This is a genomic window from Pseudomonas sp. F220 (assembly GCF_057813935.1).
The window spans coordinates 19,897-35,893 of sequence record NZ_JBVASJ010000038.1 but is presented as its reverse complement, the minus strand read 5'-3'; the positions used below and the strand labels follow the sequence as shown (position 1 = coordinate 35,893).

The window sequence follows — 15,997 nt, the reverse complement described above, 5'->3', positions numbered from 1 at the left end:
AGTCTGAAACCGCAGTGATGCCATCGCGAGCAGGCTCGCTCCCACAGAAAAATCAGTACTGCATGAAATCAGCTATCCAGCGCTTTGTATTTCTCGCGCAGGTGGTTACGAATCCACACTGCCGTCAGGTTGAGCGTGGCGATCACCAGCACCAGCAGCAGCGCCGTGGCGTATACCAGCGGCCGTGCGGCTTCGACGTTCGGGCTCTGGAAGCCGACGTCATAAATATGGAAGCCCAGGTGCATGATCTTCTGGTCCAGGTGCAGGTATGGGTAGTTGCCATCCACCGGCAGCGATGGCGCCAGTTTCACCACACCTACGAGCATCAGCGGCGCCACTTCACCGGCGGCGCGGGCCACGGCGAGGATCATGCCGGTCATCATCGCCGGGCTGGCCATCGGCAGAACGATCTTCCACAGCGTTTCCGCCTTGGTCGCGCCCAACGCCAACGAACCTTCACGCACGGTGCGAGGAATCCGTGCCAGGCCTTCTTCCGTGGCGACGATCACCACCGGCACCGCCAGCAGCGCCAAGGTCAAGGATGCCCACAGCAAGCCCGGCGTACCAAAGGTCGGCGCTGGCAAGGCTTCAGGGAAGAATATCCGGTCCACCGAGCCGCCCAGTACGTAGACGAAGAAGCCCAGACCGAACACGCCGTAAACGATGGCAGGTACACCCGCCAGGTTGTTCACGGCGATGCGGATCAGTCGGGTCATTGGGCCCTGGCGTGCATATTCACGCAGGTAGACCGCCGCCAGCACGCCGAACGGGGTAACGATCATGGCCATGATCAGGGTCATCATCACGGTGCCGAAAATCGCCGGGAAGATCCCGCCTTCGGTGTTGGCTTCACGCGGATCGTCGCTGAGGAATTCCCAGACCTTGCTGAAGTAGAAACCGACTTTAGTCAGCGTGCTCATGGCGTTCGGCTGGTAGGCGTGAACCACTTTGCCGATACCGATTTCCACTTCTTTGCCGTTGGCATCGCGGGCCGTGAGGCTGTCGCGGTTGAACTGCGTGTGAAGGTCACTGAGTTGCGCTTCGACAGCCTGGTAGCGATTGTTCAGTTCGGCGCGTTCGCCGTCCATATCTGCCTGAGCGGCAGCGTCAAGGGTGCCGGCCAGTTCCAGCTTGCGAGCATGCAGACGCAGACGTTCGAGGCCGGAGTTGATGGCGCCGATGTCAGTCTTCTCGAGAACTTTCAGTTGCGCAGCGAGCTTGTTGACGCGGTCGACACGGGCTTGCAGCTCCGGCCATGCAGCCTCGCCTTCAGCGATGACCTTGCCGTCCTGTTTGACGTTGACCAGGTAGCCGTAGAAGTTACCCCACTCACGACGCTCGATGGTCATCAGTTCCGGCGGCGTAGTCTGGTTGGTCAGCCACTCGCCGACGGTCCAGGTGAAGTCGTTGCCGTTCAGGTCACGGTTGCCGACCTTGATCAGCTCGCGGGTCATGAACTCCGGGCCTTGATCGGGTACTGGCAAGCCAGCACTTTTCAGGCGCTCACGGGGCACTTCTTCCTTCTGCACCACTTCGCCGATGACGATGTGATTGGCCTGGTTCGGCACGTCGTAACTGGCGTGCATCAGGTCCGCCGGCCAGAAATGGCCCAGACCGCGCACGGCAATTACTGCCAGCAGACCGATGGTCATGATGACCGCGATGGACACCGCACCACCGCTGATCCAGACGCCGGGGGCGCCGCTCTTGAACCAGCCTTTTAGGGAGTTCTGTTTCACAGACTTCTACCTTTCTTAAAGCGACGAGTATTTCTTGCGCAGACGCTGACGGATCAGCTCGGCGAGGGTGTTCATGATGAAGGTGAACAACAGCAGCACTAGCGCCGAGAGGAACAGCACACGGTAGTGGCTGCCACCGACTTCCGATTCGGGCATTTCCACCGCGACGTTGGCAGCCAGTGTGCGCAGGCCTTCGAACAGGTTCATTTCCATGACCGGGGTGTTGCCGGTGGCCATCAGCACGATCATGGTTTCACCGACCGCACGGCCCATGCCAATCATCAATGCCGAGAAAATGCCCGGGCTGGCGGTGAGAATCACCACGCGAGTCATGGTCTGCCATGGCGTAGCACCCAGCGCCAGCGAACCCAACGTCAGGCCGCGCGGCACACTGAACACAGCGTCTTCAGCAATCGAATAGATGTTCGGAATGACCGCGAAGCCCATGGCCAGACCGACTACCAGGGCGTTGCGCTGGTCGTAGGTGATGCCCAGGTCGTGGGAGATCCACATGCGCATGTCGCCGCCGAAGAACCAGGTTTCCATGTACGGGCTCATGTACAGCGAGAGCCAGCCCACGAACAGGATCACCGGAATCAGGATCGCGCTTTCCCAGCCGTCCGGCACCCGCACGCGCAGCGATTCAGGCAAGCGACTGAAGGCGAAACCGGCGACCAGGATGCCGACCGGCATCAACAGCAGCAGGCTGAAGATCCCTGGCAGATGGCCTTCGACATACGGCGCCAGAAACAGACCGGCGAAGAAGCCGAGGATCACCGTCGGCATCGCTTCCATCAGTTCGATGACTGGTTTGACCTTGCGGCGCATGCCCGGAGCCATGAAGTAGGCGGTGTAAATAGCGGCAGCGACGGCCAGCGGTGCAGCCAGCAGCATGGCGTAGAACGCCGCTTTCAGCGTACCGAAGGTCAGTGGCGAGAGGCTCAGCTTGGGTTCGAAGTCGGTGTTGGCGGCGGTCGATTGCCAGACGTATTTAGGCTCGTCGTAGTTTTCGTACCAGACCTTGCTCCACAACGCGCTCCAGGAAACTTCCGGGTGCGGGTTGTCCAGCAGCAGCGGTTGCAGCTTGCCGCCCTGTTCGACGATGACGCGGTTAGCCCGAGGCGACAGACCGAAGATGCCGGCGCCGTCGACCACAGGCTCAACCAGCAAGGTGCGGTGGGCGGTGCTGTGGAACACACCGAGCTTACCGGAGGCGTCCAGCGCGATGAAGCCTTTGCGACGCTCTTCAGCGGTAATCTCAACGATCGGCGTAGTGCCCATCTGGAAGGTCCGGATCTGCTTCAGACGCTGCTCGCCATCCGGGTCGCGGGCCATGAACCACTGGGCCAGGCCACCTTTGGAGTTACCGATGATCAACGAGATGCCGCCCACCAGTTGGGTACTGGCAGTCACTTCGGCAGTGCCATCTTCGAGCAGCTTGTAGCGACCGTTGAGGCTCTTGTCGCGCAGGCTGAACACATCGGCCTGGGCTCGACCGTTGACCACGTACAACCATTGCTGGCGTGGGTCGATGAAGATCGCTTTGACCGTTTCGGTCATTTGCGGCAGTTCGATGCGGGTCTGATCACTGGTGACTTCACCAGTCATCATGTTTTCTTCTTTTGTCAGCGACAGCACGTGCAGCTGCGGACCGGTAGAACCGGCAACCACCAGCGCCGATTCGGTCGCGTTGAGGCTGACGTGCTCAAGGGCGCCGCCTTGCTCGTTCAGCGCGATCGGCGTTTCACCGTACGGGTATTCGATGGCCGGCGAGATGGTCTTCTTGCCATCCGGGTAGCTGACTTTATAAGTGTGGCGGAACACCAGAGCCTGGCCGTTGGACAAGCCAACCACCACCAACGGATGCCCCGGCTGGTCTTCACCAATGGATGTCACGCTGACGCCGGCCGGAATCGGCAGGTTCACGCGGCTCAATTCGGCACCACTGTCGACGTCGAAGAACAACGCCTGACCTTTGTCGGAAACCCGCATCGCAACCTGATTCTGCTCTTCCAGGGAGATCATCAACGGCTTGCCGGCGTCTTGCATCCAGGCAGGGCTGATGGATTCCTTGGCGGTCAGGTCAGCGCCCTGGAATAGCGGCATCACGACGTAACCGAGGAAGAAAAAGATCAAAGTGATCGCGCCGAGGACGGCCAGACCGCCTATCAGCACGTACCAGCGGGTCAGGCGGTCTTTAAGCGCACGGATACGACGCTTGCGTTGTAGCTCAGGCGTATTGAAGTCAATTCGCTTGGGGGGATTGGTAGTCATGGTGGAATTGGCCAGATCATTCATGCGCTCACCCTAGCGATCCTTTATGACAAAAACATGACAATGCAGTGACGCAAAAAATCCGCCGCGAAGCAGAGCTGGCAGCGGATCGAAAATTAGGGGCAGGGGTCCAGGTCGAACAGACCCCCGCCGGAGTGATGCAGCCTGGGTCACGACCCAGGCTCAGGTGTTACTTTTTTGCGACTTCAGCGCCGCCTTCCTGCAGACCCAGGTCAGCCAGTGCTTTTGCAGCAACCTTGGCTGGCAGAGGGATGTAGCCGTCTTTCACAACCACTTCCTGGCCCTGTTTGGACAGAACCAGTTTCACGAACTCAGCTTCCAGCGGGGCCAGAGGCTTGTTCGGGGCTTTGTTGACGTAGACGTAGAGGAAGCGCGACAGCGGGTATTTGCCGTTCAGAGCGTTTTCTTCGCTGTCTTCGATGAACTCAGTGCTGCCTTTTTTGGACAGAGCCACGGTCTTCACGCTAGCGGTTTTGTAGCCGATGCCCGAGTAACCGATACCGTTCAGCGAGCTGCTGATCGATTGTACGACCGAAGCCGAACCTGGTTGTTCGTTGACGTTTGGCTTGTAGTCGCCTTTGCACAGGGCTTCTTCTTTGAAGTAGCCGTAGGTGCCGGATACCGAGTTACGACCGAACAGTTGAACTGGCTTGTTGGCCAGGTCGCCAGTCACACCCAGGTCACCCCAGGTTTTCACTTCAGCTTTGGCGCCGCACAGACGAGTCGAGGAGAAGATTGCGTCGACTTGTTCCATGGTCAGGTGCTTGATCGGGTTGTCCTTGTGCACGAACACGGCCAGGGCATCCACAGCGACCGGGATAGCGGTCGGCTTGTAACCGTACTTCTGCTCAAAGGCAGCCAGTTCGGTGTCTTTCATCTTGCGGCTCATCGGACCCAGGTTCGAGGTGCCTTCAGTCAGCGCAGGTGGAGCAGTGGCGGAGCCAGCAGCCTGAATCTGAATGTTTACGTTCGGGTATTCTTTTTTGTAGTTCTCGGCCCACAGCGTCATCAGGTTCGCCAGGGTATCGGAGCCGACGCTGGACAGGTTGCCCGACACACCGGTGGCCTTTACATAAGGCTTAATAGCCGGGTCAACACCAGCGGCGACCGCATTGGCAGTCGCAACGCCAGCAGCGACGAAAGTCATTGCCGCCATCAAACGCTTCAGTTTCATGCCTTACTCCTAGCAAATAGGGTGTGTTAAGTCGGGGCCAAGTATCGGCAGGCCGTGTGAACACTCTATGACTGGAATGTGACAATTAGATGAAAGGCCAGCATTTGGTTGGAGGGCTGGCCTTTTGGGTGAAGGTTTGAGATTTGTGGGCGCGGTGAAAATCGCCAAGATCGCAGCCTGCGGCAGCTCCTACATCAACGGCCCTTCTTCCACAGATACAGCCCAACCAACAGGCCCATGCTGCAAATTATTGCAACATAATAGGCGGGGCCCATCGGGCTCTCCTTGAGCAGCAAGGTGACGATCATCGGGGTCAGGCCGCCGAAAATCGCGTAGGCCAGGTTGTAGGAGAATGACAAACCGCTGAAGCGCACTGCCGCCGGGAACGCCTTGACCATCACGAATGGCACCGCGCCGATGGTGCCAACGAACAAACCGGTCAGCGAGTACAGCGGGAACAGCCAGTCAGGGTGGTTGAACAGGCTGTGATAAAAGGTCCACGACGTCAGTAACAGCGCCCCGCTACCGAACACGAACACCCTGCCCGCGCCGAAACGATCAGCCAGCGCGCCCGACGCGACACACCCCAGACTCAGAAACACGATCGCCAGACTGTTGGCCTGCAACGCGGTGGTCGCCGAGAAGTGGTAGATAGTCTGCAATACGGTCGGAGTCATCAGAATGACCACGATGATCCCGGCAGAGAGCAACCAGGTCAGCAGCATCGAGATCACGATCGCCCCGCGATGGTCGCGTAGCACGGCGCGCAACGGCACTTCTTCGGCCAGGGCTTTGCGCAGTTGCAGCTCGGCGAATACCGGGGTTTCGTGCAGCCAGCGACGCAGGTACACCGAAAACAGACCGAATACCCCACCCAGCAGGAACGGGATACGCCAGGCGTAATCGAAGACTTCGGTCGGGGTATAAATGCTGTTGATCACCGTTGCGACCAGCGAACCGAGCAGGATCCCGGCGGTCAGGCCGGACGTCAGCGTGCCGCAGGCGTAACCAATGTGCCGCTGCGGTACGTGTTCGGACACAAATACCCAAGCCCCAGGCACTTCACCGCCAATGGCCGCGCCCTGGATCACTCGCATCAGCAGCAAGAGAATCGGCGCCCACATGCCGATCTGTGCGTAAGTCGGCAGCAAACCCATGATCAGCGTTGGCACGGCCATCATGAAAATGCTCAGGGTGAACATCTTCTTGCGTCCCAGCAGGTCGCCGAAGTGCGCCATAACGATGCCGCCCAGCGGTCGGGCCAGATATCCGGCAGCGAAAATCCCGAAGGTCTGCATCAGGCGCAGCCACTCCGGCATATCTGCCGGGAAGAACAGCTTGCCGACCACCGTGGCGAAGAACACGAAAATAATGAAGTCGTAAAACTCCAATGCCCCACCCAAGGCAGAAAGCGACAAAGTCTTGTAGTCGTTGCGGGTCAACGGACGTGTGGGTTGCGCAGGCTGCGCAATGCTCGAGGGCACACTGGTCATGGCAAGGGCATCTCTTTTTATAGTCAGGTCTGGAAGCCGCAACAGCGCTGGTTGGGGCCTGGCAGGTTCGGCACGATAACAAATTGTTCGAAAAAGCACATAGATGAGCGTAATTGATGGTCAAAATGAGAACCGGACGGTCGTCGCGGGGTCTACCGATCGATATACTCGCAATCTGCGGATATACACCCGCACGTTGGAAGGGTTGCTGTGCGAAAACGCCGTTGGGCGCACTCAGGTGGTGTGAAAACGTAGCGAGCGAAAGCAAGACAAGGCAAAAACAGGCGAGGACGCGGAGTTTACGGGTTGTAAATGAGCAGTCCGAGCCTGTTTTTAACGCTGGATTGCTGAGCGCAGTAGTTTTCACAGTGCCTGAGCCAGCCGGTTTCGCAGAGTTTCCCTTTAGTACGCCTTACGAAGAACGTGACGAACGTAGTATGTTCGGGCTGAATCGTTTTTTCTTAAGACGGCTATTCACCCGCAATAAAACGAAGAGTTACGGGTCAGAGGCACCCCCGGCATGATTGAGCTCGAACAAGAAGATCCTATTCCGCAAGGCGATCTGGCCCTGCAAATCACTGCACTTCCTCGCGAAACCAACGGCTTTGGCGATATTTTCGGCGGTTGGCTGGTCGCGCAAATGGACCTGGCCGGCACGGCGATGGCCAGCAAAGTCGCCGGCGGACGCGTCGCAACGGTAGCGATTGATCGCATGGCGTTTCTGGTGCCGGTCGCGGTTGGCGCGCAACTGTCCTTCTATACCCAGGCGCTGGAAATCGGTCGCAGCTCGATTCAAATGATGGTCGAGGTCTGGAGCGACGATCCCCTGTCCAGCGAATGGCGTAAAGTGACTGAAGCCGTGTTTGTCTTCGTCGCCATCGATGGCAGCGGCCGTACCCGGTCGGTGCCGCCACGACGTTAAACTCATGGGCCCTTTGCGGGTCCATTGCAGTCATTGTTCCTGAGTGAGATCTGCAGCATGCCTACGCCCAACGTTGAAGCCGTGAAACTGGATGAACTGAACTGCTGGCGCATCCGCCACGGTCAGGCCGAACTGCTGGTGGCCCAGCAAGGCGCGCACATCCTCAGCTATCAGGTAGCCGGGCAACCGCCGCTGATCTGGCTCAACGATGAGGCCGAGTTCAAAACCGGCAAGAGCATTCGTGCCGGTGTTCCGGTGTGCTGGCCGTGGTTCGGCAATCTGGCACGTAACCCGCAAAGTGTTCAGGACATGCGCCAGAGCACTGAACCTGCTACCGCCCACGGTTTGGTAAGGGCGATGGACTGGGAGTTGGGCGAGATTGAAGCTGAAGGTGAAAACCTGAAAGTCGAATTCGTCCTACCACTGCCCGAAGACGGCTTGCCGGGCTGGCCGCACCAGGTTGAGTTGAAGCTGAATATTCGTCTGGATGAGCAGCTGCACATCAGCCTCACCAGCCACAACCTGGGCGCTGAAAGCGTGAGCATCAGCCAGGCGCTGCACAGCTACTTTGCCGTCAGCGATGTGCGCAATGTGCACGTCGAAGGGCTGGACGGGCTGAGCTATATCGAAACCCTGGACGACTGGAAAACCTGTGTTCAGGCCGGCGACCTGCGTTTTAGCGGTGAAACCGACCGCATCTACCTCGATACGCCTGAACAGCTGAGCATCGTTGACCCAACCTGGGAACGGCGCATTCAGCTGACCGGCCGCGGCTCACGCTCGGCGGTGATCTGGAATCCCTGGATCGAACGCGCCAAACAATTGAGCGACATGGCCGACGATGGCTGGCAGCGCATGCTGTGCATCGAAACGGCGAATGTGATGGGTGACGTGGTGACCCTGGCGCCGGGGGCGAAGCATACGCTGGGTGTGAGTGTGGCGAGCAAGCCCCTCTAACACCACGAAACCAATGTGGGAACGTCGCCCGGCCCTTCCCACATTAAATCGGTGCCAGAATGACTGGCACTGTTACAGATCCGACTCTTTCACCGCACGCACCGTCGCCGCATCCAGCGCATAGGCCGCATCAGCCAGGTCATTGTTGACCTTCTCGACTTTCAGCGTGCCGGTCACCCACAGCGGCGTGTAGATGTCGTCCAGCTTCAAACCCTTCGGATAACGCACCAGCACCAGTTGATTGGGTGGTGGTGGCGGCACGTGGATGCAGGCGCCTGGGTATGGCACCAGGAAGAACAGCGTGCTGCGACCTTTGGCATCCGTTTCCAGCGGCACCGGATAGCCCCCGATACGGATGTTCTTGTCATTCATCGCTGCCACGGTTTTGGTCGAATACATCACTGCGGGCAGGCCTTTGCTCTGCTTCAAACCACCCTTGTCGGTGAAGGTCCCATTAGATTCGGGCGAGTTATGGTCGATTTCCGGCATTTGTTCGAGGGCTTTCTGATCCGACTTGGGCATCAGTTCGAGCCAGTCGGTTTCCGGCAGTTCGCCGGCACGGGCCAGGCCACTGCCCAGCAAGAGGAGAGTCAACAGAAGACGGCGCATAACAGGCTCGGTAAAAGGAAGGGACGATGAGTCGCCGAATATTCTAGCCCTCTCCGTGCGCAGCACAGAGAGGACTTTGTCGCTTAAATCAGCTCTTTTTGATCAGGCCGTAAATCACCAGCAACACGATCGCGCCTACCAGTGCGCCGATGAAGCCCGCACCTTGGCCCGCCTGATAGATGCCCAGCGCCTGGCCACCATAGGTCGCCGCCAGCGAACCACCGATACCGAGCAGGATGGTCATGATCCAGCCCATGCTGTCATCGCCCGGTTTCAGGAAGCGTGCCAGCAGACCAACGATCAAGCCGATAAAGATGGTTCCGATAATATGCATGGCATTTCCTCTGTATGGAGTGGTTATGCCAAAGCCTAGACAGGCTTTGACATCCTGCCATCAGAGGTTGACGGCCCTCGAATGGTTCCCGACCGCACCAGAGATTGTTACTCAGCGATCAGCGCTTCGACCTTGAGGATCTGCTGCTCAAGAGTGGCCTTGTCAGCGCAGCGCAGGGTGGCGTGACCGACCTTGCGACCGATCTTGAACGCCTTGCCGTAGTGGTGCAGATGGCAATCAGCAATGGAGATGACTTTTTCCACGGCCGGTACTTCACCGATGAAGTTAAGCATCGCGCTCTCGCCGACCTTCGCGGTCGAACCCAGCGGCAGACCGGCCACCGCCCGCAGGTGGTTTTCGAACTGGCTGCACTCGGCGCCTTCGGTGGTCCAGTGTCCGGAGTTGTGCACACGCGGAGCGATTTCATTGGCCTTGAGGCCGCCGTCGACTTCAAAGAACTCGAACGCCATCACTCCGACGTAATCCAGCTGCTTGAGCACGCGGCTCGAATAGTCTTCGGCCAGGGCCTGCAGCGGATGATCGGTACTGACCACGGACAGACGCAGAATGCCGTTGTCGTGGGTGTTGTGTACCAACGGGTAGAACTTCGTTTCGCCATCGCGGGCACGCACGGCGATCAGCGAGACTTCGCCAGTGAACGGCACGAAACCTTCCAGCAGGCAGGCAACGCTGCCCAGTTCGGCAAAAGTACCCACCACGTCGGAGGCGCTACGCAGAACCTTCTGGCCCTTGCCGTCATAACCCAGAGTGCGAGTCTTCAGGACTGCCGGCAGACCAATGCTGGTCACCGCCGCATCCAGATCAGCTTGCGACTGGATGTCGGCGAACGCCGGGGTCGGAATATCGAGGTCCTTGAACATGCTCTTTTCGAACCAGCGATCCCGGGCGATGCGCAAGGCTTCGGCGCTCGGGTAGACCGGTACGAACTGCGACAGGAAGGCCACGGTTTCAGCCGGGACGCTTTCGAACTCGAAGGTCACCAGATCCACTTCATCGGCCAACTGCCGCAAGTGGTCCTGATCGCCGTAATCGGCCCGCAGGTGTTCGCCCAACGCCGCTGCGCAGGCATCCGGCGCCGGGTCCAGGAAAGCGAAGCTCATCCCCAGCGGTGTACCCGCCAAAGCCAACATGCGGCCCAACTGGCCGCCACCGATTACACCGATCTTCATCGTCAAAAACCTCAGGCGATGCGTGGGTCTGGATTTTCCAGGACGCTGTCTGTCTGCTCAGCGCGGAATTTTTTCAGCACGGAATGGAATTGTGGGTGTTTGGCGCCGAGGATGCTCGCGGACAATAGCGCGGCATTGATTGCGCCTGCCTTGCCGATCGCCAGCGTGGCAACCGGAATGCCCGCGGGCATCTGCACGATGGACAGCAGCGAATCGACGCCCGACAGCATCGACGACTGCACCGGCACGCCCAGTACCGGCAGGTGCGTTTTGGCCGCACACATGCCCGGCAAGTGGGCAGCGCCACCGGCACCGGCAATGATCACCTCGATGCCACGCGCTTCGGCCTCTTCAGCGTACTGGAACAGCAGGTCCGGGGTGCGGTGGGCAGAGACCACTTTCACCTCGTAAGGGATGCCGAGCTTTTCCAGCATATCGGCGGTGTGGCTAAGGGTGGACCAATCGGACTTGGAGCCCATGATCACGCCAACCAGTGCACTCATCGTCGTGCCTCTTCTCTCTGGGCGCCCGCAGGCGCGTCAAAAAACAACAAGCCACGCGGGGTAACCGGCGTGGCTTGTTATACGAATTAAGGCCGGTTTGGACCGGCCGAAGGCCGCGCAGTATACCTCAAAGAAGCAGATAAACAGCCCCCGTTGCGACCATCTGTCATACGGCGCAAAGTGCCGGTTTTATTGACTTCAAGGTCAGCCAATACACGCCGCAGTTCCCTTGTGGGAGCGAGCCTGCTCGCGATAGCGTCGGGACAGTCACCCTTGATGTTGAATGCCAGTCCGTCATCGCGAGCAGGCTCGCTCCCACGGGTTTCTTCGACTGCCTCAAGAGCTGGTTGCGCCCTGTGCCGACCCTCCTTCCAGCTTGCGCCACAACAACCGTACGTTGGCCTTGCGCACCAGGGCACAGCGGTACAAACGGATCTCCAGCGGCACATGCCATTGCGGACCACCGCAAACCACCAGCTCACCGCGCGCCAGCTCGGCGCGCACGCTGAGCTGGGGCACCCAAGCGATACCCAGGCCTTCCAGCGCCATGCTTTTCAGGCTGTCGGCCATCGCGGTTTCATAGATGGTGGTGAAACGCAGCGCGCGCTGACGCAACAGCAAGTTCACCGAACGCCCGAGAAAGGCACCGGCGCTATAAGCCAGCAGTGGCACGCTGGCTTCGCCTTCCAGGTCAAACAGCGGTTTGCCGTCGGCATCGGCTGCACAGACCGGGAGCATTTCGGTGTGACCGAGGTGCAGCGAGGGGAAGATTTCCGGGTCCATTTGCATGGCCGCATCGGGGTCGTAGAACGCCAGCATCAGGTCACAGCCACCTTCGCGCAGGGCATGCACAGCGTCGCCGACGTTGGTCGCAACCAACCGCGTGGCGATGTTCAAGCCTTCGTTGCGCAGTTGCGCGATCCAGCGAGGGAAGAAGCCTAACGCCAGGGAGTGGGCGGCAGCGACTTGCATCACTTCACCCTGCCCACCTTCAAGATGATGTAAATGGCGCAGCACTTCGCCGAGCTGCTCGACCACGGTGCGCGCGGTCACCAGAAACAACTGGCCCGCCGCCGTCAGCTCGATCGGCGTGCGCGAGCGGTTGACCAGTTGCAACCCCAATGCGGCCTCAAGACTGCGGATCCTGCGGCTGAACGCCGGTTGGGTCACGAAGCGCCGCTCGGCAGCCTGGGAGAAACTGCGGGTGGCGGCCAGAGCACTAAAGTCCTCGAGCCATTTGCTTTCCAGATTCATCACGTCCTCCCGGACACGCACCAATTTAGGTCACACGTTCGCCGCACACTCGGCGTCACGTCGGCATTATGCCGAATGTGCATAGGCCAGTGTTTAACAGCATTGGCCCAAAATTCTCCACAAGCCTAGCATTCACAGCGTTCCGGCACAGACCGGGTCCATATCGAGATGATTTCTATCATGTCCTCCGCCGCATCATTCCGCACAGAAAAAGACCTGCTTGGCGTACTCGAAGTACCGGCGCAAGCGTATTACGGCATCCAGACCCTGCGAGCGGTGAATAACTTCCGTCTCTCCGGCGTTCCGATCTCGCATTACCCGAAGCTGGTCGTCGGTCTGGCAATGGTCAAACAGGCCGCTGCTGACGCCAACCGCGAACTGGGTCACTTGAGCGAAGCCAAGCACGCTGCCATCAGCGAAGCCTGTGCCCGTCTGATCCGCGGCGATTTCCACGAAGAGTTCGTGGTGGACATGATTCAGGGCGGCGCTGGCACTTCAACCAACATGAATGCCAACGAAGTCATCGCCAACATCGCGCTGGAGGCCATGGGCCACAGCAAGGGCGAATACCAGTACCTGCACCCCAACAACGACGTGAACATGGCGCAGTCGACCAACGACGCTTACCCGACGGCGATCCGTCTGGGCCTGCTGCTCGGCCACGACGCCCTGCTCGCCAGCCTTGATAGCCTGATCCAGGCGTTCGCCGCCAAAGGCGTCGAGTTCAACCATGTCCTGAAAATGGGCCGTACTCAGCTGCAGGACGCTGTGCCGATGACCCTCGGCCAGGAATTCCGTGCCTTCGCCACTACCTTGAGTGAAGACTTGGCTCGCCTGAAGACGCTGGCGCCTGAGTTGCTCACCGAAGTGAACCTGGGCGGTACAGCGATCGGCACCGGCATCAACGCCGACCCGCGCTACCAGCACCTGGCCGTTTCCCGCCTGGCGATTATCAGCGGTCAACCGCTGGTACCGGCTGCCGACCTGATCGAAGCCACCTCAGACATGGGCGCCTTCGTACTGTTCTCCGGCATGCTCAAGCGTACCGCCGTCAAGCTGTCGAAGATCTGCAACGACCTGCGTCTGCTGTCCAGCGGCCCACGCACCGGCATCAACGAAATCAACCTGCCAGCGCGTCAGCCGGGCAGCTCGATCATGCCTGGCAAGGTCAACCCGGTTATTCCGGAGGCCGTTAACCAAGTGGCGTTCCAGATCATCGGTAACGACCTGGCGCTGACCATCGCGGCCGAAGGCGGCCAGTTGCAACTGAACGTGATGGAGCCATTGATCGCATTCAAGATCTTCGACTCGATCCGTCTGCTGCAACGCGCCATGGACATGCTGCGCGAACACTGCATCGTCGGCATCACTGCCAACGAAGAGCGCTGCCGCGAACTGGTCGAGCACTCGATCGGCCTGGTCACCGCGCTGAACCCGTACATCGGCTATGAAAACGCCACCCGCATCGCCCGCATCGCGCTGGAAAGCGGTCGCGGCGTGCTGGAGCTGGTCCGCGAAGAAGGCTTGCTCGACGACGCCATGCTCGCCGACATTCTGCGCCCGGAAAACATGATTGCTCCGCGTTTGGTGCCCCTGAAGGCCTAATCGCTGCAACACGCTCACCAGGATGAGGGACTAGACACCTCTCACCTTTTGAGGGCTTGGAGATCACTCTCCAGGCCCTTTTTTTTAACTTTTTGACAGGAAAACCTGTCTTCTGTGGGAGCCTGGCTCAAAAAAGTCAGGTGTTTCAAAGCTTTGTTTTATCGCTTGCACCACAACCGTGCAGACGGACGGCACTCTCATCGGTATAGTGCCGCCCCTCTTCGCATGAGCGGTCGTCGGTAACGAGGCCCAAACCCATGCGAAACCCCGAACGAATAACAACCCGCGATATGGAACCGGGACGAACCTTCGCCCCACCCGTTGTGCCGTGCGCAAACTGGTGTAACGCGATGTGTCGGACCGTCCAGCATTTGCCTACACAAAAAACAGCGAGGAATACTCCATGCTCGAAGTCATTAACGACTTCCTCTCAGGGAAAGTACTGATCGTGCTCATTGTCGGGCTCGGTAGCTACTTCACGATCCGCTCGAGTTTCGTTCAATTGCGTCACTTTTTCCACATGTTTTCGGTGTTCGGCAACAGCTTGCGCAGCAGCGCCGGCCAACTCAGTTCGTTCCAGGCACTGATGCTCAGCCTCGCCGGCCGGGTGGGTGCGGGCAACATTGCCGGGGTCGGCATTGCCGTGACCCTCGGTGGCCCAGGTGCGGTGTTCTGGATGTGGGTGACCGCGCTGGTCGGCATGTCCAGCAGCTTCTTCGAATGCTCCCTCGGCCAGCTCTACAAGCGCTGCGACTCCGAAGGCCAGTACCGTGGCGGCCCGTCGTACTACATCCAGCATGGTCTGGGTAAACGCTGGCTGGGCATGATCATGGCGTTCCTGCTGCTGATCACCTTCGGCTTCGCCTTCAACGGCCTGCAATCCCACGCCGTGACCCACTCGCTGAATAACGCCTTCGGCCTCGACACCACCTACACCGGCATCGGTCTGGCTGTGCTGTTGGGTCTGGTATTCGTTGGTGGGATCAAACGTATCGCCAAGGTCGCTGACCTGTTGGTGCCGGTGAAAACTCTGGTCTACATCGGCGTGACCATCTACGTGATCGTGCTGCAATTCGATCAGGTCCCGCACATGCTGATGACCATCGTCAAAAGTGCATTCGGTCTGGATCAAGCCTTTGGTGGCCTGATCGGCAGCGCCATTGTCATGGGCGTGAAACGCGGCGTGTTCGCCAACGAAGCAGGTCTGGGCAGTGCGCCGAACGTCGCCGCTGTGGCGCAGGTCGAGCACCCGGTCGCGCAAGGTGTGGTGCAGGCGTTCAGCGTGTTCCTCGATACCTTCGTGATCTGCACCTGCACTGCGTTGCTGATTCTGCTGTCGGGCTTCTATACCCCGGGTTTTGAAGGTGACGGCATTGCCCTGACCCAGAACTCCCTGGCGGCGGTAGTCGGTGACTGGGGCCGGATGTTCATCAGCGTCGCGCTGGCGTTATTCGTGTTTACCTCGATCCTCTACAACTACTACCTGGGCGAGAGCAACCTGCGCTTCCTGATCGGCGACAACCGCAAGGCGCTGATCGGCTACCGCGTGCTGGTACTGGTGTTGATCTTCTGGGGCGCGATCGAGAACCTCGGGACGGTGTTCGCCTTCGCTGACATCACCATGACCATGCTAGCCTTCGTCAACCTGATCGCGCTGTTCCTGCTGTTCAAGGTCGGCATGCGCATCCTGCGTGACTACGATGACCAACGCGCTGCGGGCATCAAGACTCCAGTGTTCGACTCCAGCAAGTTCCCCGATCTGGACCTCGACCTGAAAGCCTGGCCAGCCAATCCGCCGGCACCAACCGCTCAGACTCAGGCAACACCTGAAGGCGCGATCACAGCGCAACGCTGATCGCAAAAACGAGCGCATCCCACTGCGCTTGAGGTGACACACCGCACGGTCAGCGTCATGCTCGACC

General features: G+C 59.3%; 13 protein-coding genes. 4 read left to right on the top strand and 9 right to left on the bottom strand.

Annotated elements, in window-relative coordinates:
• Positions 1-68: 68 nt before the first annotated feature.
• From pstA to ACZYSM_RS24415, 4 genes are all read right to left on the bottom strand, one after another.
• Positions 69-1,739, bottom strand: a complete 1,671-nt coding sequence (gene pstA / locus ACZYSM_RS24430; RefSeq protein WP_489075447.1) for a phosphate ABC transporter permease PstA — start codon at positions 1,737-1,739, stop codon at positions 69-71.
• Positions 1,740-1,754: 15 nt separating this feature from the next.
• Complete coding sequence (locus ACZYSM_RS24425; protein ID WP_489075475.1) at positions 1,755-3,788, bottom strand: ABC transporter permease subunit; 2,034 nt, start codon at positions 3,786-3,788, stop codon at positions 1,755-1,757.
• 415 nt (positions 3,789-4,203) lie between these two features.
• The gene (locus tag ACZYSM_RS24420; protein ID WP_489075446.1) at positions 4,204-5,208 is read right to left on the bottom strand and encodes a phosphate ABC transporter substrate-binding protein PstS; all 1,005 of its coding nucleotides are present in this window, start codon (positions 5,206-5,208) and stop codon (positions 4,204-4,206) included.
• 194 nt (positions 5,209-5,402) lie between these two features.
• The gene (locus ACZYSM_RS24415) at positions 5,403-6,701 is read right to left on the bottom strand and encodes an MFS transporter (RefSeq protein WP_489075445.1); all 1,299 of its coding nucleotides are present in this window, start codon (positions 6,699-6,701) and stop codon (positions 5,403-5,405) included.
• A gap of 520 nt (positions 6,702-7,221) precedes the next feature.
• Here ACZYSM_RS24415 and ACZYSM_RS24410 point away from each other — a divergent pair.
• Both ACZYSM_RS24410 and ACZYSM_RS24405 read left to right on the top strand, forming a co-directional pair.
• A complete protein-coding gene (locus tag ACZYSM_RS24410) occupies positions 7,222-7,623 on the top strand; it encodes an acyl-CoA thioesterase (RefSeq protein ID WP_150640794.1) in 402 nt (133 codons plus the stop codon).
• A 57-nt stretch (positions 7,624-7,680) separates the two neighbouring features.
• The gene (locus ACZYSM_RS24405; RefSeq protein ID WP_489075443.1) at positions 7,681-8,580 is read left to right on the top strand and encodes a D-hexose-6-phosphate mutarotase; all 900 of its coding nucleotides are present in this window, start codon (positions 7,681-7,683) and stop codon (positions 8,578-8,580) included.
• A gap of 72 nt (positions 8,581-8,652) precedes the next feature.
• Here the strand turns inward: ACZYSM_RS24405 and ACZYSM_RS24400 are convergent, their stop codons facing one another.
• The 5 genes from ACZYSM_RS24400 to ACZYSM_RS24380 all read right to left on the bottom strand — a co-directional run bounded on the left by ACZYSM_RS24400 (position 8,653) and on the right by ACZYSM_RS24380 (position 12,470).
• Positions 8,653-9,189 carry a DUF3299 domain-containing protein gene (locus tag ACZYSM_RS24400; protein ID WP_489075441.1) on the bottom strand — a complete coding sequence of 179 codons (537 nt, stop codon included), beginning with the start codon at positions 9,187-9,189 and terminating at the stop codon, positions 8,653-8,655.
• Positions 9,190-9,277: 88 nt separating this feature from the next.
• Positions 9,278-9,523: a GlsB/YeaQ/YmgE family stress response membrane protein gene (locus tag ACZYSM_RS24395; RefSeq protein ID WP_489075439.1), complete on the bottom strand. Its 246-nt coding sequence runs from the start codon at positions 9,521-9,523 to the stop codon at positions 9,278-9,280.
• Positions 9,524-9,630: 107 nt separating this feature from the next.
• The gene (locus ACZYSM_RS24390) at positions 9,631-10,713 is read right to left on the bottom strand and encodes a 5-(carboxyamino)imidazole ribonucleotide synthase (protein WP_489075437.1); all 1,083 of its coding nucleotides are present in this window, start codon (positions 10,711-10,713) and stop codon (positions 9,631-9,633) included.
• An 11-nt stretch (positions 10,714-10,724) separates the two neighbouring features.
• A complete protein-coding gene (gene purE / locus ACZYSM_RS24385; protein ID WP_419114014.1) occupies positions 10,725-11,216 on the bottom strand; it encodes a 5-(carboxyamino)imidazole ribonucleotide mutase in 492 nt (163 codons plus the stop codon).
• Positions 11,217-11,552: 336 nt separating this feature from the next.
• Positions 11,553-12,470 (bottom strand): LysR substrate-binding domain-containing protein, encoded by a 918-nt coding sequence (locus tag ACZYSM_RS24380; RefSeq protein WP_489075435.1) that lies wholly within the window; start codon positions 12,468-12,470, stop codon positions 11,553-11,555.
• 180 nt (positions 12,471-12,650) lie between these two features.
• On the opposite strand from ACZYSM_RS24380, the gene ACZYSM_RS24375 reads away from it, so the two are divergent.
• Together ACZYSM_RS24375 and ACZYSM_RS24370 are read left to right on the top strand one after the other, a co-directional pair.
• A complete protein-coding gene (locus tag ACZYSM_RS24375) occupies positions 12,651-14,075 on the top strand; it encodes an aspartate ammonia-lyase (protein ID WP_489075433.1) in 1,425 nt (474 codons plus the stop codon).
• A 403-nt stretch (positions 14,076-14,478) separates the two neighbouring features.
• Positions 14,479-15,930 carry an alanine/glycine:cation symporter family protein gene (locus ACZYSM_RS24370; protein ID WP_489075431.1) on the top strand — a complete coding sequence of 484 codons (1,452 nt, stop codon included), beginning with the start codon at positions 14,479-14,481 and terminating at the stop codon, positions 15,928-15,930.
• The last annotated feature ends 67 nt before the right edge of the window (positions 15,931-15,997 follow it).